The sequence below is a fragment of the Oceanisphaera sediminis genome (genome assembly GCF_039539745.1).
GTDB classification, from domain to species: Bacteria; Pseudomonadota; Gammaproteobacteria; order Enterobacterales; family Aeromonadaceae; genus Oceanimonas; species Oceanimonas sediminis.
Window position 1 is genome coordinate 25,311 of sequence record NZ_BAABDS010000036.1, and the last position, 22,128, is coordinate 47,438.

At 52.0% G+C, this 22,128-nt stretch carries 19 protein-coding genes and 1 other RNA gene; 10 read left to right on the forward strand and 10 right to left on the reverse strand.

The genetic code is table 11. From position 1 onward, the window contains the following. Nucleotides 1-8: 8 nt before the first annotated feature. Both dnaK and grpE read right to left on the reverse strand, forming a co-directional pair. Nucleotides 9-1,940 carry a molecular chaperone DnaK gene (gene dnaK / locus ABD827_RS11315; RefSeq protein ID WP_298719266.1) on the reverse strand — a complete coding sequence of 644 codons (1,932 nt, stop codon included), beginning with the start codon at nt 1,938-1,940 and terminating at the stop codon, nt 9-11. A gap of 136 nt (nt 1,941-2,076) precedes the next feature. Continuing rightward, nucleotides 2,077-2,679 carry a nucleotide exchange factor GrpE gene (grpE, locus tag ABD827_RS11320; protein WP_344964887.1) on the reverse strand — a complete coding sequence of 201 codons (603 nt, stop codon included), beginning with the start codon at nt 2,677-2,679 and terminating at the stop codon, nt 2,077-2,079. A gap of 185 nt (nt 2,680-2,864) precedes the next feature. Here grpE and nadK point away from each other — a divergent pair, with 185 nt between their 5' ends. Beyond that, the gene (gene nadK / locus ABD827_RS11325) at nt 2,865-3,749 is read left to right on the forward strand and encodes an NAD(+) kinase (protein ID WP_298719271.1); all 885 of its coding nucleotides are present in this window, start codon (nt 2,865-2,867) and stop codon (nt 3,747-3,749) included. 156 nt (nt 3,750-3,905) lie between these two features. Then, a complete protein-coding gene (gene recN, locus ABD827_RS11330) occupies nt 3,906-5,570 on the forward strand; it encodes a DNA repair protein RecN (RefSeq protein WP_344964888.1) in 1,665 nt (554 codons plus the stop codon). Between the two features lie 125 nt (nt 5,571-5,695). Here recN and udp read toward each other — a convergent pair whose 3' ends face one another. Next, nucleotides 5,696-6,454, reverse strand: coding sequence for a uridine phosphorylase (gene udp, locus ABD827_RS11335; RefSeq protein WP_344964889.1), 759 nt, complete (start codon nt 6,452-6,454; stop codon nt 5,696-5,698). Nucleotides 6,455-6,652: 198 nt separating this feature from the next. Between udp and ABD827_RS11340 the strand changes: the two genes are divergently transcribed. After that, complete coding sequence (locus ABD827_RS11340; RefSeq protein ID WP_298719277.1) at nt 6,653-6,991, forward strand: outer membrane protein assembly factor BamE; 339 nt, start codon at nt 6,653-6,655, stop codon at nt 6,989-6,991. Nucleotides 6,992-7,029: 38 nt separating this feature from the next. Here the strand turns inward: ABD827_RS11340 and ABD827_RS11345 are convergent, their stop codons facing one another. Then, complete coding sequence (locus ABD827_RS11345) at nt 7,030-7,377, reverse strand: RnfH family protein (RefSeq protein ID WP_344964890.1); 348 nt, start codon at nt 7,375-7,377, stop codon at nt 7,030-7,032. Next, entirely contained in the window at nt 7,352-7,801 is a 450-nt protein-coding gene (locus tag ABD827_RS11350; RefSeq protein ID WP_298719281.1) for an SRPBCC family protein, read from the reverse strand. The genes ABD827_RS11345 and ABD827_RS11350 overlap by 26 nt, the downstream gene beginning before the upstream one ends. Before the next feature lie 136 nt (nt 7,802-7,937). Between ABD827_RS11350 and smpB the strand changes: the two genes are divergently transcribed. From smpB to ABD827_RS11375, 5 genes are all read left to right on the forward strand, one after another. Beyond that, nucleotides 7,938-8,423, forward strand: coding sequence for an SsrA-binding protein SmpB (gene smpB / locus ABD827_RS11355; protein ID WP_188629045.1), 486 nt, complete (start codon nt 7,938-7,940; stop codon nt 8,421-8,423). 42 nt (nt 8,424-8,465) lie between these two features. Beyond that, nucleotides 8,466-8,825: a transfer-messenger RNA gene (gene ssrA, locus ABD827_RS11360) on the forward strand. Between the two features lie 520 nt (nt 8,826-9,345). Continuing rightward, a complete protein-coding gene (hsdR, locus tag ABD827_RS11365) occupies nt 9,346-11,802 on the forward strand; it encodes an EcoAI/FtnUII family type I restriction enzme subunit R (RefSeq protein ID WP_344964891.1) in 2,457 nt (818 codons plus the stop codon). An 82-nt stretch (nt 11,803-11,884) separates the two neighbouring features. Continuing rightward, nucleotides 11,885-13,354 (forward strand): N-6 DNA methylase, encoded by a 1,470-nt coding sequence (locus tag ABD827_RS11370; protein ID WP_344964893.1) that lies wholly within the window; start codon nt 11,885-11,887, stop codon nt 13,352-13,354. A gap of 2 nt (nt 13,355-13,356) precedes the next feature. Next, entirely contained in the window at nt 13,357-15,102 is a 1,746-nt protein-coding gene (locus ABD827_RS11375; protein ID WP_344964894.1) for a restriction endonuclease subunit S, read from the forward strand. 291 nt (nt 15,103-15,393) lie between these two features. On the opposite strand, the gene ABD827_RS17825 is transcribed toward ABD827_RS11375, so the two are convergent. Together ABD827_RS17825 and ABD827_RS11385 are read right to left on the reverse strand one after the other, a co-directional pair. Further along, nucleotides 15,394-15,810 (reverse strand): type II toxin-antitoxin system YafO family toxin, encoded by a 417-nt coding sequence (locus ABD827_RS17825; RefSeq protein ID WP_425567991.1) that lies wholly within the window; start codon nt 15,808-15,810, stop codon nt 15,394-15,396. A 5-nt stretch (nt 15,811-15,815) separates the two neighbouring features. Beyond that, nucleotides 15,816-16,379 carry a hypothetical protein gene (locus tag ABD827_RS11385; RefSeq protein ID WP_344964896.1) on the reverse strand — a complete coding sequence of 188 codons (564 nt, stop codon included), beginning with the start codon at nt 16,377-16,379 and terminating at the stop codon, nt 15,816-15,818. 179 nt (nt 16,380-16,558) lie between these two features. Between ABD827_RS11385 and ABD827_RS11390 the strand changes: the two genes are divergently transcribed. Then, the gene (locus ABD827_RS11390) at nt 16,559-16,744 is read left to right on the forward strand and encodes a hypothetical protein (RefSeq protein WP_344964897.1); all 186 of its coding nucleotides are present in this window, start codon (nt 16,559-16,561) and stop codon (nt 16,742-16,744) included. A 97-nt stretch (nt 16,745-16,841) separates the two neighbouring features. Here ABD827_RS11390 and ABD827_RS11395 read toward each other — a convergent pair whose 3' ends face one another. The 3 genes from ABD827_RS11395 to ABD827_RS11405 form a co-directional block, all read right to left on the reverse strand. Next, nucleotides 16,842-17,393, reverse strand: coding sequence for a hypothetical protein (locus ABD827_RS11395; protein ID WP_344964898.1), 552 nt, complete (start codon nt 17,391-17,393; stop codon nt 16,842-16,844). 1,720 nt (nt 17,394-19,113) lie between these two features. Then, nucleotides 19,114-20,157 carry a hypothetical protein gene (locus ABD827_RS11400; protein ID WP_344964899.1) on the reverse strand — a complete coding sequence of 348 codons (1,044 nt, stop codon included), beginning with the start codon at nt 20,155-20,157 and terminating at the stop codon, nt 19,114-19,116. A 198-nt stretch (nt 20,158-20,355) separates the two neighbouring features. After that, the gene (locus tag ABD827_RS11405) at nt 20,356-20,988 is read right to left on the reverse strand and encodes a recombinase family protein (RefSeq protein ID WP_344964900.1); all 633 of its coding nucleotides are present in this window, start codon (nt 20,986-20,988) and stop codon (nt 20,356-20,358) included. 214 nt (nt 20,989-21,202) lie between these two features. Between ABD827_RS11405 and ABD827_RS11410 the strand changes: the two genes are divergently transcribed. Then, nucleotides 21,203-22,105, forward strand: coding sequence for a restriction endonuclease (locus ABD827_RS11410; RefSeq protein WP_344964901.1), 903 nt, complete (start codon nt 21,203-21,205; stop codon nt 22,103-22,105). Nucleotides 22,106-22,128: the final 23 nt, after the last annotated feature.

Consider the following 22,128-nt stretch of genomic DNA (forward strand, 5'->3'; position numbering starts at 1 on the left):
GGTTTAGCTTATTTTTTGTCGTCTTTGACTTCTTCAAACTCGGCGTCAACGACATCGTCATCGGCCTTGCCGGAAGCAGAAGCCCCCTGTGGCTGCTCACCTGCGTCGGACGCATCGGCCTGAGCCTTGGCCTGGGCCGCTTCCATCAGCTTCTGAGACACTTCCATCAGCGCTTGCTGCTTGGCTTCGATCTCGGCCTTGTCTTCACCGCGAACGGCGGTTTCCAGTTCGGTCAGGGCAGTCTCGATGGCACTCTTGTCATCGGCGGCCAGGGCCTCACCCGCTTCTTCCAGCTGCTTGCGAGTGGCATGCACCAGACCATCGGCCTGGTTACGGGCCTGTACCAGCTCTTCAAACTTCTTGTCGTCGGCGGCATTGGCTTCGGCCGCACGCACCATGGCTTCAATCTCTTCCTCGGTCAGACCGGAAGAGGCCTGAATGGTGATCTTCTGCTCTTTGCCGGTGTCCTTGTCTTTGGCAGACACGTGCAGAATACCGTCGGCATCGATGTCGAAGGTCACTTCGATCTGCGGCAGGCCACGCGGTGCCGGACGAATACCTTCCAGGTTGAACTGACCCAGCGACTTGTTGTCACCGGAGCGCTTGCGCTCACCCTGCAGCACATGAATGGTCACGGCAGACTGATTGTCGTCGGCGGTAGAGAACACCTGGGATTTCTTGGTCGGAATCGTGGTGTTCTTCTCGATAAGCGCGGTCATCACGCCACCCATGGTTTCAATACCCAGTGACAGTGGAGTCACGTCCAGCAGCAGTACGTCTTTCTTGTCACCGGACAGTACGGCACCCTGAATGGCAGCACCCACGGCCACGGCTTCGTCCGGGTTCACGTCTTTACGTGGTTCCTGACCGAAGAAGTCACTAACGGCCTTCTGCACCAGAGGCATACGGGTCTGACCGCCCACCAGGATAACATCGTCGATGTCGGACACGGACAGACCGGCATCTTTCAGTGCGGTACGTACCGGGTCCAGCGACTTCTTGACCATGTCTTCTACCAGTGACTCCAGCTTGGCGCGGGTCAGCTTGATGTTCAGGTGCTTGGGACCGGTTGCATCAGCCGTGATGTACGGCAGGTTCACCTCGGTCTGCTGGGCGGAAGACAGCTCGCACTTGGCTTTTTCGGCCGCTTCTTTCAGACGCTGCAGCGCCAGCATGTCGTTACGCAGATCGAAGTTCTGCTCGCGCTTGAATTCTTCCACCAGATAGGTGATCAGGCGGTTGTCGAAGTCTTCACCACCCAGGTGAGTGTCACCGTTGGTTGCCAGTACTTCGAAGGTTTTTTCACCGTCCATGTCATCGATTTCGATGATGGAGATATCGAAGGTACCACCGCCCAGATCGTATACCGCCACCTTGCGATCGCCCTGCGCCTTGTTCACGCCGTAGGCGAAGGCGGCAGCAGTCGGCTCGTTGATGATGCGCTTCACGTCCAGACCGGCGATACGACCCGCATCTTTGGTGGCCTGACGCTGGGCATCGTTGAAGTAGGCCGGTACGGTAATAACCGCTTCGGTCACCGCTTCACCCAGATAGTCTTCGGCAGTTTTCTTCATCTTTTTCAGCACTTCGGCAGAAATCTGCGGCGGTGCCATTTTTTTGTCTTTTGCTTCAACCCAGGCATCACCGTTGTCGGAGTTGATGATTTTGAACGGCATGATTTTGATGTCACGCTGCACTTCTTCATCTTCAAAGCGACGGCCGATCAGACGTTTGATGGCAAACAGGGTGTTGTGCGGGTTGGTCACCGCCTGGCGCTTGGCGGGCTGGCCAACCAGCGTCTCACCGTCATCGGTATAGGCGATGATGGAGGGAGTAGTACGAGTACCCTCGGCGTTTTCTATAACCCGCGGGGTATCCCCGTCCAGGATAGCAACACAAGAGTTGGTGGTACCCAGATCAATGCCGATGATTCTACCCATAAAATCCTCTCTCAATATCTTGAATTCAATCGTAAGCGTTTCGTGTTTTGCTTTAGAGCCTATATGTGGTTGCCGCTAGTGGCTTTCAAGACTCGCATCACATTTTTTTAGGCAAAAGCCGATATTTTGGCTCGAATCAAGCCTGAGTATCGATGGCAGGCCCCTTGGCCACCATCACCATGGCAGGGCGAAGCACCCGACCATTCAACTCATAGCCTTTCATCATCACCGCCAGTACCGAGTTGGGGGCGACATCGCCGCTTTCCACCATGCTCATGGCCTGGTGCTTGTTGGGGTCGAAGGCCTCACCCTGGGGGTCAATCGGCAAGACGCCAAATTTTTCCACCGTGTTCAGCAAGGATTTCAGCGTCAGCTCAACTCCTTCATACACCGCCTCAAAAGCATCACTTTCCTTATCGGTATGCTCCAGCGCGCGTTCCAGGCTGTCGATCACCGGCAGCAGCTCATTGGCAAACTTTTCCAGCGCAAACTTCTGTGCTTTTTCTACATCCTGTGCCGCGCGGCGGCGCAGGTTTTCCATTTCCGCCAGGGCACGCAAGGCGTTGTCTTTCTCAGACTGGGCATTGGCGGTGGCGTCTGCCAGCTTTTGCTCCAGCTCGGTTACATAAGCCGCATCCGGTTGGGCTGCCTCGGCGTTGGCGCCGGCTTCGGTGTCTACCGTCAGCGGTTCCTGCTCGGCGGCTTGCTCCGCGTCAACCTGATGTTGTTTCTTGCTCATGTTATCTCCCGTATATATTTACTGACCTGCAGCCTATATGGGGGCTGCAGATCATATTTCAAGAGAATATTTTGACGATAGCGATCTGGTCGGTGGCACACCGCCATCGGGTTATTTAGAATGGCTCCATGTCTCGGTCAGGGAACAGATGACCGCATTGCCTACTCAGTCGGGTCAATATATCAATGGAAACCGAATTCAATACCATAGCGCTTATCGGCAAGCCCGATCACGAAGGCGCCAATCAGACACTGGTGGCGCTGTATAATCATATTGTCGGCCTGGGTCTCAAGGTAGTGATAGAACGCCGGGTCGGCGAACAGCTGCGCCTGGATCAGGCTGAATTGCTGGAAATGGTCGAATTGGGTGAGCGAGCCGATCTGGCGATCGTGGTGGGCGGTGACGGCAACATGCTGGGAGCCGCCCGGGTGCTGGCCCGCTTCGATGTGGCCGTGGTCGGCGTTAACCGGGGTAACCTGGGCTTTTTGACCGACCTGTCTCCGGACAGCTTCGAGCAACCGCTTGAACGCCTGCTGGCCGGCGACTACCAGGCCGAGCAGCGCTTTCTGCTGGAAACCCAGGTACACCGGCACGGCCAGCTCAAGGCCAGTAATACCGCCATGAACGAAGCGGTACTGCACCCGGGTAAAATCGCCCACATGATCGAGTTCGAGGTCTATATCAACGGGCATTTCATGTACAGCCAGCGCGCCGATGGCATGATAGTGGCCACCCCCACCGGCTCTACCGCCTATTCGCTGTCTGCCGGCGGCCCCATCGTGACTCCCAATCTCAACGCCATTACCCTGGTACCGATGTTTCCTCACACCCTGAGTTGCCGCCCCATCGTTATCGATGCCGACTCGCAGGTTAAACTGGTGTTGTCTCCCAACAACAAGACCGAACAGATGCTGATCAGCTGCGATGGTCATGTCTCGCTGGCGGTGCAACCCGGTGACGAAATTCATATCAACAAGAGTCCCTACAAGCTGAAACTGCTTCACCCTCGTGGCCATAATTACTTTGAAGTACTGCGCAGCAAACTCGGTTGGGGCAGCAAACTGTTTTAACCCTGTGAGGGGTGAGGGGTGAGGGGTGAGGAGCATTGCAGAATTTGCTTCCTTCCCCTCACCCTTTACTCTTCACGCCTCACTACCAACTTGAACTGTACAAAACAACAGTATACTGTATCTACATACAGCATCGTTTTGTGCAGGGGTTCCACCATGTTGCTTCAGCTCACCATCAGCAATTTTGCCATTGTTTCCTTCCTTGAGCTGGACTTGCGTCCAGGCATGACCAGCATTACCGGAGAGACCGGTGCCGGCAAATCCATCGCCATTGACGCCCTCGCCCTGGCACTGGGTGAACGTGCCGATGCCGATTCGGTACGCCCCGGTGCCGACAAGGCCGACATCAGCGCCCGTTTTCGTATCGACAAGCTGCCACGCGTCAAGACCTGGCTGAGCGAGCAAGAGCTGGATGAGCAGGGCGAATGCATTCTGCGCCGCACCCTGAGCCGCGAAGGGCGTTCTCGCGGCTATATCAACGGTACTCCGGTGCCTCTGTCTCAACTCAAGGCCCTCGGTGCCCTGCTGATCAACATTCATGGGCAGCACGCCCACCAGGCATTGCAAAAGTCCGACTATCAACGCGGTCTGCTCGACGCCTATGCCGGCCATCACCGGCTGATGGAACAGGTCAGCAGGCAATATCAGCAATGGCGCCAGCTCAGTAACGAACGCAAACAGCTGCAAAGTGAGCAGGCCCAGTGGCAGGCCCAGCGCCAACTATTGGAATATCAGGTAGCCGAGCTGGATGAACTGGCCCTGGCCGAGGATGAGTTCCCGACTCTGGAAGCCGAGCACAAACGCCTGGCCAACGGCGCCGAGCTGCTCAACGACTGTCAGCTGGCACTCAATGTGCTGGCTGACAGTGAAGAAACCAACGCCCTGCAGCTGTTGCGCCAGGGACTGAAGGTATTGATTGAGCTCAATCAAATGGACAACCGGCTCGGCCCGGTGCAGGAAATGATAGAAAGCAGCCTGATCCAGCTGGAAGAAGGTCACGGCGAGTTGAGCCGTTATCTGGACCGGCTGGAACTGGATCCGGAACGGTTGCATGAGGTGGAAGCACGGCTCGGCAAGGTGATGGAGCTGGCACGCAAGCATCATGTACAGCCGGTTGCCCTGCATGACTTTCATCAAGAGATCAAAGTCAGGCTGGCGGAAATGGATCATAACGACAGCCGCCTGCAGGAGCTGGATGATGAAGTGGAGCAGAGCAAAGCACTGTTTCTGCAAGCGGCGGAACGGCTCAGCCAGAGCCGGCAGCGCTATGCCCAATCATTGAATCAGCAGATCACCCAAAGCCTGCATCAATTGAGCATGGAACATGGTCGCCTTGAAATTACCGTGACCGCGGATAACGGCGCCGGTTACTCCCCGCTGGGTATCGATCGGGTCGAATTTCTGGTCAGCACCAACCCGGGCCAACCCATGAGCCCGCTGGCCAAGGTGGCTTCGGGTGGTGAACTGTCGCGTATCAGTCTTGCCATTCAGGTGATTACCGCCCAGAAGGTCGAGACTCCTACCCTTATCTTCGACGAGGTAGATGTAGGTGTCAGCGGCCCGACGGCGGCGGTGGTCGGCAAACTGCTACGTCAGCTGGGTGACTCCACCCAGGTACTGGTGATCACCCACCTGCCCCAGGTGGCCGGTAATGGCCACCAGCATTATTTTGTCAGCAAAGACAGCGCCGACAACGACACCCAGACTCGGATGCAGGAACTCGATGAACAAAGCCGGCTGCAGGAACTGGCCCGGTTGCTGGGCGGCAACAAAATTACCAGCAACACCCTGGCCAATGCCCGGGAACTACTGGTCAGTTGAAGGTGAGGCGTGAGGCGTGAGGCGTGAGGCGTGAGGCGTGACATAGTAGGATCGAATATATTCGATCCTACAGAAAGTGTTTCTTTACTGTCAGCTTGTCGCTTAAAACTTAACGCTGTCTTTCGTCATACCAGGCGACGAGCGGCTCCGATGACGATGTCAATCGCCTGCTGCTCGGCCTGCTGCAAGGTGACATCGTCGGGAATTTCCTGCTGGGTACGATTGACGATAACCCCGGCCACGCAACCGGCCCTCAGTCCCTGGCTGGAGCACATGGTAAAGAGGGTGGCCGACTCCATTTCGTAGTTCAGCACCCCCATGCTCTGCCATTCTTTCATGCTGCCCTGAAACTTGCGCAACATGCGGGCCGAATAGGTATCGTAACGTTCCTGACCGGGATAGAAGGTATCAGACGAGGCGGTGATACCGACATAAGGCTCAAGCCCCAGCTCCCGAGCCGCATCCACCAGCGCACAGGTACAGTCAAAATCGGCGACCGCCGGAAACTCCATGGGGGCGAAGTGGCTGCTGGCACCATCGAGTCGTACCGAACCCTGGGTCACTATCATATCGCCGACCTTGACATGACTCTGAATCGCGCCGGTGGTGCCAATACGCAGAAAGGTGGTCACCCCCAACTGGGCCAGTTCTTCCACCGCAATGGAAGTAGAAGGACCACCGATACCGGTAGAGCAGACCACCACCGGTTTGCCGTCCAGCTCGCCCAGCCAGGAGGTGAACTCCCGCTTGCTGGCCAGATGTCGGGCATTGGCCAGCTGGCCGGCAATACGTGCGACCCGCTCAGGATCCCCCGGAATAATGGCAAGCGTTGCGCCTTGCAGATCCTCATCGGTTATCCCTAAGTGAAAAACGTGCTTTGCCATTGGCTTACTCCCGAAAGAAAGCGTTAAAAACGAAGATGATAGGACAGTGGGTGCCGGATGACCATCATTGCGGGCACGGAACCATGCTCTGACAAGAGGCCGGTTCCCATCGTCGGAGTATTGAGAGGGTGTCGGCTTTTACAAGCTCATCGCCAACAGCTATCATGCCCAGCAAGTCACACAGGATATAATGCAGCCATGCAACTCAAAACCTTGATTTTACCCTTGCTACTCACTCTTCCTCTGGCCGGTTGCGGCCTGGTGTACAAGGTCGACATTCCCCAGGGCAACTACATTGAAGCCAAGCAGGTCGCCCAGCTGCGCCAGGGCATGAGCCAGGAGCAGGTTCGCTTTCTGCTGGGTAATCCCATGAGCCTGGACGGTTTCAACCATGATCGTTGGGTGTACCTTCATTATCTGAAACCGGGCCGGGGTGACGTAGAGCAGAAACAACTGATTCTGGACTTTACCAACGATGCGCTTGTCTCGGTCAGCGGCGATTATCCCGCTCCTGCCACCTTTGAGCAGGGTCTGTAACAAAGTCTATGGTCATGGGACTCACAGACCATGGCCGGTTACTTTTTGGCTCTCTTGGGGTCGGGACGGCCGCCGGTGACCTTGTCCGCCCGCCCCTCTTCCTTCGCCTGTTCGGCACGACGCCGCCTAATCTCCTTGGGATCGGCCAATAAAGGACGATAAATCTCGATTCTGTCGCCATCAACCAAAGCGTGTTCCAGCTTAACCTGTCGTCCGAATACCCCGACCATGTTGCTATCCAGGTTAATCTCGGGGTATTGCTGCAGAATACCGGATTGTTCTATTACCTGCCTGACGCTGTCCCCTTCCGATACTCTCATGCTCAGCACCATCTGCTGCTGTGGCAGCGCATACACAATTTCAACCCGAATAAGACTCACGGCCATATACCTCTCTTGCCCGCTCACTGAATGAATGCACCATGGCATTGGCCAATTCTTTAAATACGCCTCCAAAAGCAAGCTCCACCAGACGGGAGGTAAACTCGAAGTGTAACTTGAGTTCGACTTTGCAGGCATCCGCATCCAGCGGCGTGAAGGTCCAGCCTCCGTTGAGCGTCTTGAAGGGCCCATCTACCAGTTCCACACTGATATGCTGATGAGGTTTAAGTTCATTGCGCGTGGTGAAAGTCTTGCGGATCCCCACCTTGGCCACATCCAATGCCGCCGTGATGGAAGTGGCCGACTCGGATACAATACGGCTGGCCACGCAGCCGGGCAAAAACTGCGGATACGAGTTTATATCGTTCACCAATTCATACATCTGTTTTGCGCTGAACATCACCAACGCACTGCGGGTAATACTGGGCATAACCTCTCCTGGCAGCAGAACGGCCTGATTTTAACATTAATCCTGGCCCGGCTCACCACCATTACCGCACAAAAAACAAGCAGTTGCCGTGTAGGCAATTCCAAACCTTCAACCGGACCCGTATAATGGCGTCACTATGACAAAAAACAAAGCCAAGAAAAAAGTCGGTTCCAGCACCATTGCCCTCAACAAAAAGGCAAGGCACGAATATTTTGTAGAAGAAAAATTCGAAGCTGGGCTGGAACTACAAGGATGGGAAGTGAAAGCGATGCGGGCGGGCAAAGCCAACATCGCCGATGCTTATGTGTTCATGAGAAACGGTGAAGCCTTCTTGTTTGCCGCCACCATTACGCCACTAAACGTTGCCTCTACTCACGTAGTATGCGACCCCATGCGCTCGCGCAAGCTGCTGCTGAAGCGGCGCGAGCTGGATCGACTCACCGGTCAGATTGAACGCGAAGGCTATACCCTGGTGCCGCTGGCACTGTACTGGTCCAAGTCGTGGGTAAAGATCGAAATTGGCCTGGTAAAAGGTAAAAAGAGCCATGACAAGCGCCAGGACGTCAAAGAGCGTGACTGGAAGCGAGAAAAAGATCGCATGATGAAGCATAAAAATCGCTAACCCTTGTGATTTGGCAAGAATTGCAATACCATAAGTTTACTTGGGGCTGATTCTGGATTCGACGAGATTCTCGAACTCCTAGGTGCATGCCGAGGTGCGATAGGCCTCGTTAAAAAATCGCAAAAAAATAGTCGCAAACGACGAAAACTACGCACTAGCAGCTTAATAACCTGGTAGAGCCCTTCTGCCCTAGCTTGTCTGTGACTTAGGGAATTGGAAGGTCATCCTTCACAGAATCGCGTGGAAGCCGTGCCTAACGGGTGAAGCGTTAAAACCAATTTAGGCTAGTCATTCTGTGGCGTGTCTGTCCGCAGCAGGTGGCGAATTCAATGACTGACTAAGCATGTAGTACCGACGACGTAGGTTTTTCGGACGCGGGTTCAAATCCCGCCAGCTCCACCAATCGATTGGAAAGGCCCCGCAAGGGGCCTTTTTGTTGGGTAAAACAAGCACTTAGCTACTTATTAGCACTTCCTGAATAACCACCCAAAAACCCACTTACTGTCACACCTACTGTCACACCTGAAAGCACTTCAGGGGCAGTAATTTCACTCTACCCCCTTTCCCCGATTTTTCCAGCACTCCTTATTGGCAGTGGCTTTTGCCGTTCATTGCCAAGCCTGATGCAAACACCGGACTCTCATTAGTCTGCTGAGGCCACATAGCCTCAATAACCTAAGCAGCCTGCACTGCCTGAGCCGTCTGCTCATGCTACGGAGCCTCAACAGATTACTGAAGCTAATCAGTCTGCACAGGCTCAGCAGCCTGCAGATACTACAAAGGCTGAGCAGGCTCTGTAGGCTCTGTAGGCTCTGTAGGCTCTGTAGGCTCTGTAGGCTACGCAGTCTGGTTATAAATAATTCAAATGAAACCAGCTGTGTGCCAGAATGCCGAAAAGACTGTGAACGGGATAAGCGCAGCCATGATAAAAATAAATAAGTCAGCTCTTACTGAATCAGACATCATCAGCAAGTTCATCCTGCCTGCCGTTAAGCAGTCGGGCTGGGATGACATGAGCCAAATCCGCCAGGAAGTGAAACTGCGGGATGGCAAGGTGATCGTCCGTGGCCAGATGGCCGCACGCAAGAAGGTCAAATCCGCCGACATCGTGCTTTATCACAAGCCCAACTTGCCGCTGGCGGTGATTGAGGCTAAGGCCAACAAGCACGATATCGCCAAGGGCATGCAGCAGGCGCTGGACTATGCCGGTTTGCTGGAAGTGCCGTTTGTGTTTGCCTCCAACGGTGACGGCTTCGTCTTTCACGACAAAACCAATCCGGCGGCGCTCGAAACCGAAATCAGCCTCGATGACTTCCCTACTCCGGCTCAGCTGTGGGACAAATTCTGCACTTGGAAAGGTTACAGTCAGGCACAGCTTCCCATCATTACCCAGCCGTATCACGATGACGGTAGTGGCAAGATGCCGCGCTACTATCAGCTACAGGCCATCAACAAGACCATTGAAGCTATCTCTGGCGGTCAGGATCGCATTCTGCTGGTGATGGCGACCGGCACCGGCAAGACCTACACCGCCTTTCAGATCATCTGGCGACTGTGGAAGGCACGCAGCAAAAAGCGCATCCTGTTTCTGGCTGACCGTAATGCATTAGTTGATCAGACTCATCAGAATGACTTCCAGCCCTTCGGCACCGCCATGACCAAGGTGGGAGGACGCAAGGTCGATCCCGCCTTTGAAATTCATCTGGCCTTGTATCAGGCATTGACCGGGCCGGAAGAGCATCAGAAAGCGTTCAAACAGGTGGCTCCCGACTTCTTCGATTTGATTGTGATAGACGAGTGTCACCGTGGCAGTGCCGCCGAAGACAGCGCCTGGCGCGAGATTCTGGAATACTTCAGCAGCGCCACCCAGATTGGTCTGACGGCGACCCCTAAGGAAACCGATGATGTCTCCAACTCCGATTACTTTGGCGACCCCGTTTATACCTATTCGCTCAAGGAAGGCATCGAAGACGGCTTTCTGGCTCCCTATAAAGTGGTGCGCGTCGATATCGACATCGACCTGCAAGGCTGGCGTCCTACCAAGGGGCAGGTGGATAAAGGCGGTGAGCTGATTGATGACCGCATCTATAACCAGAAAGACTTCGACCGCACCATGGTCATCGACGAGCGCACGCAACTGGTGGCAGAAACCATCACCAGCTATCTCAAGCGCACCGATCCCATGGCCAAGACCATAGTTTTCTGCAACGACATCGATCATGCCGAGCGAATGCGTCAAGCGCTGGTGAACTGTAACCCCGAGCAGGTCATCAAGAACGACAAATATGTGATGAAAATCACCGGTGACGATGAGCTGGGCAAGGCGCAGCTCTATAACTTCATTAACCCCAAGAAGAAGTATCCGGTGATCGCCACCACATCCGAGCTGATGACCACAGGTGTGGATGCCCAGACCTGCAAGTTCGTGGTGCTGGATCAGAACATTCAGTCGATGACCAAGTTCAAGCAGATCATCGGTCGTGGCACCCGTATCAACGACAAATACGGCAAGCTGTGGTTTACCATCCTCGATTTCAAGAAGGCCACCGAGTTGTTTGCCGATGAACGCTTCGACGGTATTCCCGAGCGAGTCATGACAGTGAAACCTGAGCAAATCAATGATGACGACGATACGCTGAATGAAATCATCGACGGCAATTCCCATGAAGAGCTGGATGCCACTGCCGAGGATGAACAGACGATAGTCGGCGAACCGGATGCCGACTATGACTTTCCACCCGCCGATGAAGCTGACGGCAACAGCGGCCCCCTGGGTAGCGACGAGGATGAACAGAAGGTCAGAAAATTCCACGTCAACGGTGTGACCGTCAAGGCCATCGCCAAGCGAGTGCAGTATTACGATGCCGACGGCAAGCTGGTCACCGAGTCCTTTCAGGATTACACCCGCAAAACCTTCGCCAGGCAGTTTGCCAGCCTGGACGACTTCACCAAGCGCTGGAATGATGCCGACCGCAAGCAGGCCATCATCGATGAGCTGGCCAACGAAGGCATCATCTGGGAAGTGCTGGAGCAGGAAGTCGGTAAAGACCTCGATCCCTTCGACCTCATCTGTCATGTGGTTTATGATCAGCCCCCGCTGACCCGCCGTGAACGCGCCAACGAGGTGAAAAAGCGCAACTACTTCACCAAGTATTCCGATACCGCACAGGCGGTGCTGAGCACGCTGCTGGACAAGTATGCCGATGCCGGAGTCCAGGAAATAGAAAGCATCAATGTGCTCAAGGTGCAGCCGCTCGATCAATTTGGTTCGCCTATGGAAATCGTGAAGAACGGCTTTGGCAGCAAGCAGGACTATCAGCAGGCCATCAGCGAGCTGGAAGCCGAAATCTACCGGCTGCCACCACAAAAACAGGCTTGAGTAAGTTAACACCGCCCTTTTTTATACAAGCCCCGCTCTGGGGCTTGTTGCACCTGTATAACAAGATGAAAAGAGAATAAGCATGTCGATCAGTTCCGTTATCAAATCCATTCAGGACATCATGCGTCAGGACGCCGGTGTCGATGGCGATGCCCAGCGTCTGGGGCAATTGTCCTGGCTGCTGTTTCTCAAGGTGTTCGACGCACAGGAAGAGGCGCTGGAGTTTGAACTGGACGACTACCAGTCCCCCATTCCGGAAAAGTATCTGTGGCGCAACTGGGCAGCCGATGCCGAAGGCATGACCGGTGATGAGCTGCTGGATTTCGTCAACGACGAGCTGTTCTACGCACTGAAGAACCTGACCGCCCCCATCGACAAGAACCCGCGCGGTTTTGTGGTGCGCGAAGGCTTGAGCGATGCCTACAACTACATGAAGAACGGCACCCTGCTGCGTCAGGTGATCAACAAGCTCAACGAAATCGACTTCACCAAATCGAGCGAGCGTCATCTGTTCGGCGACATCTACGAGCAACTGTTGCGCGATTTGCAGAGTGCCGGTAACTCAGGTGAATTCTATACCCCTCGCGCCGTCACCCGCTTCATGGTGAATCGTATCGATCCCAAGCTGGGTGAGCGCATCATGGACCCGGCCTGTGGCACCGGCGGCTTTCTGGCCTGCTCCTTCGACCATGTGAAGAACCATTATGTAAAGAGTGCCGATGACCATCAGGTGTTGCAGCAGCAGATCCTGGGCGTCGAGAAGAAGCAGCTGCCGCATCTGTTGTGCACCACCAACATGATGCTGCACGGCATCGAAGTGCCGGTGCAGATCCGCCATGACAATACGCTGAACAAGCCGCTGTCGAGCTGGGATAATGACATCGATGTCATTGTCACCAACCCGCCCTTTGGTGGCACCGAAGAGCATGGCATCGAGAAGAACTTCCCCTCCGAGCTGCAAACCCGTGAAACCGCCGATCTGTTCCTGCAACTGATAATCGAACTGCTGGCCGACAAGGGACGCGCCGCCGTGGTGCTGCCCGATGGCACCCTGTTTGGCGAAGGCGTGAAGACCAAGATCAAGAAACTGCTCACCGAAGAATGTAATCTGCACACCATAGTGCGACTGCCCAACGGCGTGTTTAACCCCTATACCGGCATCAAGACCAACTTGCTGTTCTTCACCAAGGGGCAGCCGACTAAAGACACCTGGTTCTATGAGCATCCTTATCCGGCTGGCGTGAAGAACTACAACAAGACCAAACCGATGAAGTTCGAGGAATTCCGGACCGAAATCGACTGGTGGGGCAGCGAAGCAGACGGCTTTGCCACTCGGGTAGAGAACGAGCACGCCTGGAAGGTCAGCATAGAGGACATCATTGCCCGCAACTTCAACCTCGATATCAAGAACCCGCACGTAGGCGAAGTGATCAGCCATGATCCGGACGAGTTACTGGTAGACTATGGCCAGCAGCAGCAGAGCATCGCCACCTTGCGTAATCAGCTTAAAGACGTGCTGGGTGCCGCCCTTTCCGGCAATAAGGAGGGCTAAGCATGAGCCAGGCACAACAACTGATCACCGACAACATCGCCACTTGGACCAGCGCCATTCTGGCCAAGTCCAGTGCCGGTCGTGGCAGCAGCAACAAGTATGAGCTCTATGGCATCAAGAAACTGCGCGAGCTGATCCTGGAGCTGGCCGTGCGTGGCAAGCTGGTGCCGCAAGACCCGACTGATGAGCCGGCCTCAGTGCTGCTTGAGCGCATTGCTGCCGAAAAGGCCGAGCTGATAAAAGCCAAGAAAATAAAAAAGCCCAAGGCTCTGCCGGTAGTTAGCGAAGGCGAAATAGACTTTGAGCTACCTGCAAGTTGGGAATGGTCAAGACTTGGGCTGATAGCAAGCTATGGCAATCTCAATAAGGTTGAAGCTAAAGCAGCCAAGCCTGAAACATGGGTGCTAGAGCTTGAAGATATAGAGAAAGAAACCTCTCGCCTGTTAACTAAGATTCGTTTTTCTGAACGTAAATTCAAAAGCACCAAAAATGTCTTTAAGCCATTAGATGTCCTATATGGAAAGCTACGTCCATATTTAGACAAGGTTTTAGTCTCTGATGAAGCAGGTGTATGCACAACTGAAATCATTCCAATCACCTGTTATGCAGATTTTTCGCCCTTCTACTTACGTTGTTTCTTGAAAAGCCCTAGTTTCATTAAGTATGCAGATAGCTCAACACACGGTATGAGTTTACCTAGACTTGGGACAGATAAAGCTGTATCTGCAATAGTGCCCTTACCACCAGTAAGCGAGCAACAACGCATCGTCGCCAAGGTGGACGAGCTAATGGCGCTGTGCGATCAACTGGAACAGCAGACCGAAGCCAGTATCGACGCTCATGCCACTCTGGTAGAAATCCTGCTGTCTACCCTCACCGACAGCGCCGATGCCGATGAGCTGGCACAGAACTGGGGTCGGATCGCCGAGCACTTCGACACCCTGTTCACTACCGACAAGAGCATAGACGCACTCAAGCAGACCATACTGCAACTGGCCGTCATGGGTAAGCTGGTGCCACAAAATCCAGATGATGAACCGGCCTCCGTGCTGCTGGACAAGATCGCCACCGAGAAGGCAATACTGGTCAAAGAGAAGAAGATAAAGAAACAAAAGCCACTACCGCCCATCAGTGACGATGAAAAGCCGTTTGAGTTGCCAAAAGGATGGGACTGGTGTCGATTTGGTGATATAGCGCATCAAATAACAGACGGTGCTCACCATACTCCTACATACATTGACTCCGGTGTTCCATTTCTATCTGTGAAAGACATGAGCAGCGGGGCATTAAACTTTAGCGACACTCGCTTTATATCGAGAGAACAGCATCAAGATCTTACTAAACGGTGTAACCCCCAAAAGGGCGACTTACTTCTTACTAAAGTTGGCACTACGGGGATACCTATTATCATTGATACTGATATTGAATTTAGTATTTTCGTTAGTGTAGCCCTAATAAAGTTTCCAGCAGACAAGGTAAGCGGTAGTTATCTTTCCACCTTAATAAAGTCACCCTTTATTTATCAACAATCACAAGAAGGAACACAGGGGGTAGGAAATAAAAATCTAGTCTTAAAAACAATTGCTAGTTTTAGGTTAATAATGCCCCCATTAACAGAACAACACCGAATAGTTGCCAAGGTCGACGAACTAATGGCGATCTGCGACCAGCTCAAGGACAAGCTGAAACAGTCCCGGCAGACTCAGGTTCATCTAACCGATGCCCTCGTCAATCAGGCGCTGGCATAAGATAGCCACACCGACAACCTCCCTCATTAACCTTATACCCACGGTTATTCCAGCATTCAGCCCCGCACCCAGCGGGGCTTTTTGTTTCCCTCAGAGTCACTTCCTACCGTTTCCGCATCTGGTCTAACCATTAAGACTGCGTTGGCTATGGAGGCTATGGAGGCTATGGAGGCTATGGAGGCTATGGAGGCTATGGAGGCTATGGAGGCTATGGAGGCTATGGAGGCTATGGAGGCTATGGAGGCTATGGAGCAGGATATTCCAGCGCAGAGCCTCGTCAACTCGAAGCACTCAGGATGAATGAAATTCTTCGGCAATATCGGCATAGCCCGGCAGCCTGGTCAGCTGACGACGACAACGCTCATGGGCAGGCTCGGGGATAATCGCTATCAACAAATAGCGATTGCGTTGGAAAAGATGCTGAACGTAGACCAAAAAAACATCACTCGTCTGTTTTATTTGTCGACGAACACCCAGCCGCCTGTAGCGCTTTATCTGCTCATCAGAAAGCAGGTGAATATGCCGGAGTTCAGATTGGGCAACATAAGCTGGCCAATCAAAGGTAACATCCTTGCCAAAGGTTTCTGGTCGACAGCCTGCTTTATAGGCAAAAAAGAGATTTTTCAAGCGCTCGGCTTTTTCCTGGCCAAGAGCCTCAATCAGGGAAAAGTGCAGTTCAACGGAAGGAGAAACAATGCTTGAAGACATGCAGATTAGTGAACCAACTCTCTGGCTTCATAGTCACTGAGGCCTAAAGCCATCAGCCCTTTGACAGACACCGCCAGAGCCTCATCCCTGCTGGCAAACAGAGCGCCGGATTCTAATGGTTCATCTTCTTTGAACTGTTTCAGCAGCACAAACAGGTCTTCAAACGTGTTACGCACTCTTACAATCGAGGTCAGCACGGTCCGATCCGCAACAGTTGCTTCTGGAGCAGTGTTCAACTCCAGCTCGGTCTGGATGTATTCGACCTGGCCAGCAAACTGCAAGGTAGCACTGGATACAAGTTCGAGCGCAGCATCGAGCTCAGACTCATCTATGTCTTCCATCTCGGCCACTCTTGAAGCCAGCGTAGAAAGCTTTGTCTGAAGGTCTCTGGCAGCTTTAACGACGTCATCAGCCAACGTCTGCTGAACAGACAAAGTGGATGGAGTTGCCTGCACGAAAGAGCCTGCCGCACCAACGACCTGATTTCCCACCTTCATTAGCTGGTGAGCATCTTGTTTGATATCGGTCAGGCATAGCGAAAGACTCGCTGCGGTCAGTAACTCTATCACAATAAACCCCTTATAAATCAACAGGTTAAACACATATAATGTGGTTTACCCGTTCACAGAGTCCGCATTATACGCCAATGCAGCTATAAGCCAAGTATAGCAGCCACGGCTTTAAGCTCCCTTTACTGTGACCCCAGTTTTGATGATAGAGTGCCTTCAAAGTGAACAAGGAGCCATCCATGCGTCCTGAACTCAATCCCACCAAACTTGCTCACTACCGTAAACAGATCAGGGAAACCGCTCCAAAAGCCGAGCTGGCACGCATCAAGCGTGTCCGGCAGAAGAACCTGAAATGCCTGATGACCATGCGAGACAATGAGCTAAACATAGTCGCGGAGATCCCCTTCGATCTCCGCTTTCTGTGACGTTTTAAGTGCTGCCCCACCCCAACGTATCACCGTGCAGTAAGAACGTCTGAAAATGCCGCTCAGAGCGCGTCAGTGCTGGGGTTGATAGTGCTGATTACCTGTGGCACATTTTGCCCAACAGCCCCTCGTTTTCCATTCGCTGCAACAGCATCACGGTCACCGGCCAATTGGTGCTTTCCGACTGTTCCAGTATCGGGGAATCCTCTTCGTCCAGCATGGTCGTCTCATCCAGCCTTTCCAGCAGCGTCAGCAACTCATCCGGCGAGTTCACAAGGGTAAGCCTGGTCACGCTGTAGAAGGCGAATACCGTTTCACTGAAACGATCCGTGAGTGCGACCAGCTCCCGCCCATGATGCAGCAGCTCATGCCAGCCCGTGCCACGGCGCAGCACCAGCAGTTCGTCTCCCAAGCTTTCCATCACCGGACGACGACACAACAGCAGCGGCACATACTTTCGGCAGTTACGCACCGAGATATCGGCGACCACGGCAAATCGCTCCATGCTCTCATGTATCGGGCAGGCACGGTAAATACCACAGCTCTTACAGATCAGCTGCGTGCTGGTCAGCACATTCGTGGATTCCATGGTGTAGGCGCCGTTATTCAGCTTGCGCACCCAGCGTGCTTTTTTCACATTCAGCGACATGATTAGCTCTCCAAAGGACTTTTCCGGACGCTAACCCGCTTTCAGTGAGCGGCCAAGCCTTTTTACAAGAGTGATAAACGGCGAATATACAACCACTCCCCTTTGATTGGGTGCTGAAGCTATAAGGTTGTAACCGTCTGCTACTCCCGGATGTATGGCATTTGTCTGTATCTGAGCAGCAAAGCTATAAGGTTGTTTTCAAAATCATCGCAGATAGTGCCTGGACTACCCAGAGAAACCCCGGTTTTTTCTAGGACTTTCACTTTCCGGTGATTTGCTGTCCGTTCATCTCAATAAACTAAAGATGTAGTTATTACCAACTCATACCGGACAGCTCATCAGCACAAAAAAATCCTGCTGCATTGCAAATGGATCTTTTTACAACAGCACAGTGTCTTCCCAGGGAAAATGCGAAATCAATCAAAAAACGAACAACCACAATGGATTCAGCACAGTAGAGCTATCCGGATAGTCTCAATCAGCTTTCTGAATATCATTTAAACGCTCTCAGAAGCTCTCTATAGAACTTCAATGAGCTTCCTGCTACGCATGTATAGGGGAGTTTCTAAAGCGCTTAAAATCGATTATAGAGAGCTTATTTTAAAGCTCCCAAAAATCCGGTGATTTCATGCCCTACCAGAAAGACAGTTTCACTGTAGAAAGTAACAGCTCCATGAGTAATCTCCCTCTACAAAATCAGTATCCCGTCAGAAAGACATTACTTTCACAGCATGTAACCTCTGAAAAGAGCATTCAACACTGAAAAGCTATCCGGATAGTCTCAATCAACTTCCTGAATAGCATTTAAATGCTCTCAGAAGCCCTGTAACACTATCTATTATATTTCCTGCTGCGTATATATAGAGTCAGATGTCAGAACGCTTAAAATGGATTACAGAGAGTATTCCAAAGAATCTCAGCAATACGGTGAGTTCATGCCTTCAGAAAAGACCGTTCCCTGTAGATAGCCGCACTCGAGTAACCTTATCCCTCTCTGGAAGATGACTGCCTCGAAGAGCATTACCTTCACAACCTGTAATCTTCAGAAAAGAGCATCACCACAGTGAAAGCAAAATACTTACCCTCCCCAGAAAGACCATCACTTCATACATCAGTAACCATGTCTGCTCGGAAGACTGCACTCTTCACATAACAGCAGAAACTGAACATCACCGAAGAAGTAACAGCCGGTCGCTCGCTGCTGTCGCAGGCTCGACGACCGGAAATTTTCGCCGACGAATTTTTTGTGTATGCGTTATGAACATCACTTTATGCAAACTTACAGGACGACTCGCCGTAACCGGCTCGCCGTCAGACTACATCAGCAGTAGGGAGAAGACAGAAGATAACCTCTCCGGAGAATGCTTACTGCTTACCAGTAGAGAACATCAAGCAGACCTCATTCAGCCGTCAAAATTTTTCCGCAGATTTTTCTGAAGTGGTTGATCTCTGATTGAGGTTTTCTTCTGCTGTTCCTGCAGAGGCTACTCTCTATGATAGTTGCTTCTGTAGATGCTCTTCTCCATAGGAGGATGACTGTAGAGAGTAACTGTAATAAGTAATATATATATTAGAACTACAGTAACAGTTGAACCGGAAGCTGGAGAGAAAGCGCCAGAGCAGAGCTGGCGCGGGCTTCAGAGGATTTCAGGAGCAGATTTCAGAGAGAGTTTTTCGGACTTTTTCCGAAAAATGTTAGCTGACTTATCCCCACTCTAGCTCAGAGTTCACTAGAGCTAAGTGCCTTGGTGGAGACTTCCAGGACACGTTCTTTCGATTCCATTTCTGCCTTAACAATGTTGTAAAAAGCTGTGCCTGCGGCGCGCACCGGGTTTGAGCTGATGTTTGCAGAACCACCAATAAGCTCAGAAACAGCCTCTATATTTTTCCTTATGTATGTCATCCAACCTTGAGAGTAGAAGCTATCAAACTGAAGCTGATGCCTTGCATTGTTGGTTTTTCCTACAGCAGAGATCATTATCTTTCGAATACGATCCTTAGCGTATTTAAACTCTAATTCATTGTCACAAGGACCAGGTATGATCACCAATCCGTGAAGATGTGGGTTATGTATCCCCTCTCCAACTTCCGGCAACTCCAGTTCCAGATTTACCATCATGTCATCCTTCAGATCTTTTAATGAATCTGTAATTTTCCTTGCGATTTTCTTTCTAGCATTTTCTAAGCCTCCAGAATCGAGCTGCTTTTGAACTAACTCAGTAGGTAACAACAATGTAAAAGAGACCAATCTACCATTTTGTCTGATTGCTCGCTGCAGTAAAGCTAAAGCCTGATAGGCAGAATGAATCAATCCTCTTTGCTTTTTACTCATATACTTTAAATCAGGTAAACTAAGTCCTATAGTGCCAACTTTGATACCATACTCTTTGCGCAAGTAGAGAGAGAAGTCCCTAGCCACCGTATTACTGTAGTAAGTTTCACCAACACTACCATCCACTTTCAAAAGATGTTGATTATTAAGTAGATAATCAGCAAAAATAAAGCCAATAAGACCTAAATCAAGATCGTCGAGACCAGCGTATTTCATCAATCTTTTTAGGCTCTTGTTTTTTCTATCCCAAACCATCTCTCCATCGTTACTTACTTTCTTCCTACTTTTTCCATCTCTATAGATATCAAAAATATGGTGTTCAAAACTGTTTTTCAGTTCCCACTCATATCGCTCTCTGCGCGCCCGGAGCTTATCAATTAGCGATAAATGCTTTTCGGGGCACGTTACTTCTTGTTCATAATCAGAGTTCATGATAGCTTACATTTCTTAAAATAAGTATTTACGTTACCCACCTCTTACAGATGTAAGGGTGGGTTTTTTATTGCCACTACATAATCAAAGTATGTAATTGGTTACTTATTCTAATCCTGATGACTCTGGCGCTCAAACACTAAAACCTGGCATTATGAATAAAGTAACTGTGCAAACCTCACAGTTACCTTTCGTGTATTAACTATTTACCGGTGACTCTTTCATTTCCCTCGCTACTTTTGCAACAGTGGCCCTTGAGCAATTCATGATTTCCATTACCTTGCTGTAGCTTTTGCCATCCATCAGCAGTTCACGCACGCTGGCATGCAGGCGTTCATCCACAGGGCGGCCACGGTAACGACCCTCGGCTTTCGCCTTGGTAATCCCCTGCCTCTGTCTCCGGCGTCTGTCTTCATAGTCCTTACGGGCAATGGCGGCCAGCATGTCGAGCATCATGCCATTGATGGCACCCAGCATACGGTTGGTAAACTCATCACCGGTATGCAGCAGTTGATGACTCGTAGGTAAATCCAGAGCCACCACGCGCACGCCCTTGGACTTGATAAGCCCCTGTAGCCGCTCCCAGTCATTGCCGTTCAAACGGCTCAGACGGTCTACCTGCTCTACCAGAAGCACGTCATCGGTGCGGGCTATCTCCAGTAGCCGGAACAACTCCGGACGCTGTAACGTGGCTCCTGATTCGTTCTCCGTAAACCAAGCATCCACCGTCAGCCCCTGCTCTGCGGCAAAGGTAAGAAGTGGTGCTCTGGCACGACTGACGTCCTGTTCATTGGTTGATGCTCTCAGATAGCCATACACTCGTGATGTCATTTCTCACCTGTTGGTCTGTCAAAAGTGGTTTAACAATTCAGGTCTGCTTTACATAGCCAGCACCGACTTACTGAACCAGTAATCCCGGTGCTGGCGCTGGATTCGTTGAGGTATACTCAAACAGAACCATAATCTAATACCCCAGACGACATCACCGCAGCTGTTTTTTGTGATTTTCGATTGGCACTTTCATCGCTTGCATAAGGATATGGAAATGGCAAGAAGACGCCGGCAGTCGCCCATTGAAGACATGATAGACATCGCGGCTATGTTACCCTGGTGGCTGAGCTTGTTACTTGCACTGATCAGCTACCTGATCCTCGATCATTTTTCCGATCAACCATTTACGGTTGAAATGACTCCCGGCTCCGGTGTTCCGACCAATCTGACCGAACTGATGCTGCGGCCATTCTTCATAGCCATGCAGTTCTTTATTCCCGTGGCGTTCACTCTAGGGGCTGGGTTATCTGCCATAAAGGCACTCAAAGGCCGGCGTCTTGCCCACCGATATGTTGCTACTTCAGCAAAGCCCTCTACCTCCCCTCTTCCAGCTTTTCCTGCTAACGAGATGAGCTGGAAAGAGTTCGAACTGCTGGTGGGTCAGGCATTCCGACAACAGGGATACCGTGTGATTGACGGGGGTGAGAATGGCCCCGATGGCGGCGTGGATGTTCAGCTGCGAAAGGACGGTCAGCGCTTCTTCGTGCAATGCAAACACTGGAAAGCCAAATGTGTGGGTGTATCAGTAGTCCGTGAATTATATGGCGTAATGGCAGGTGCCGGTGCGCACGGAGGCTTTGTTGTCACATCCGGTGACTTCACGGAGGAAGCCAAAGCATTTGCCAGTGGCAAGCTCCTCAGCCTGATAGATGGCAAGGCACTGGATGACATGCTGATGCAGGCCAAAATGACGCTGGCCGAGGAAGGGCTCAAACGTCAGCAAGCTTCCGTTACCAATAACTCTCAGCCAGTCTCGACACCGCCCCCAACCAGTGCTCAATGCCCCAGATGCACAGCCCCCATGGTAAAACGCAAAGCTCACCAAGGGGCCAACGCAGGACAACTGTTCTGGGGCTGCTCCAAGTTCCCCAAATGCCGGGGAACCCGTTCATTATGAGCTGACCGTTATCAGTTAGTGAC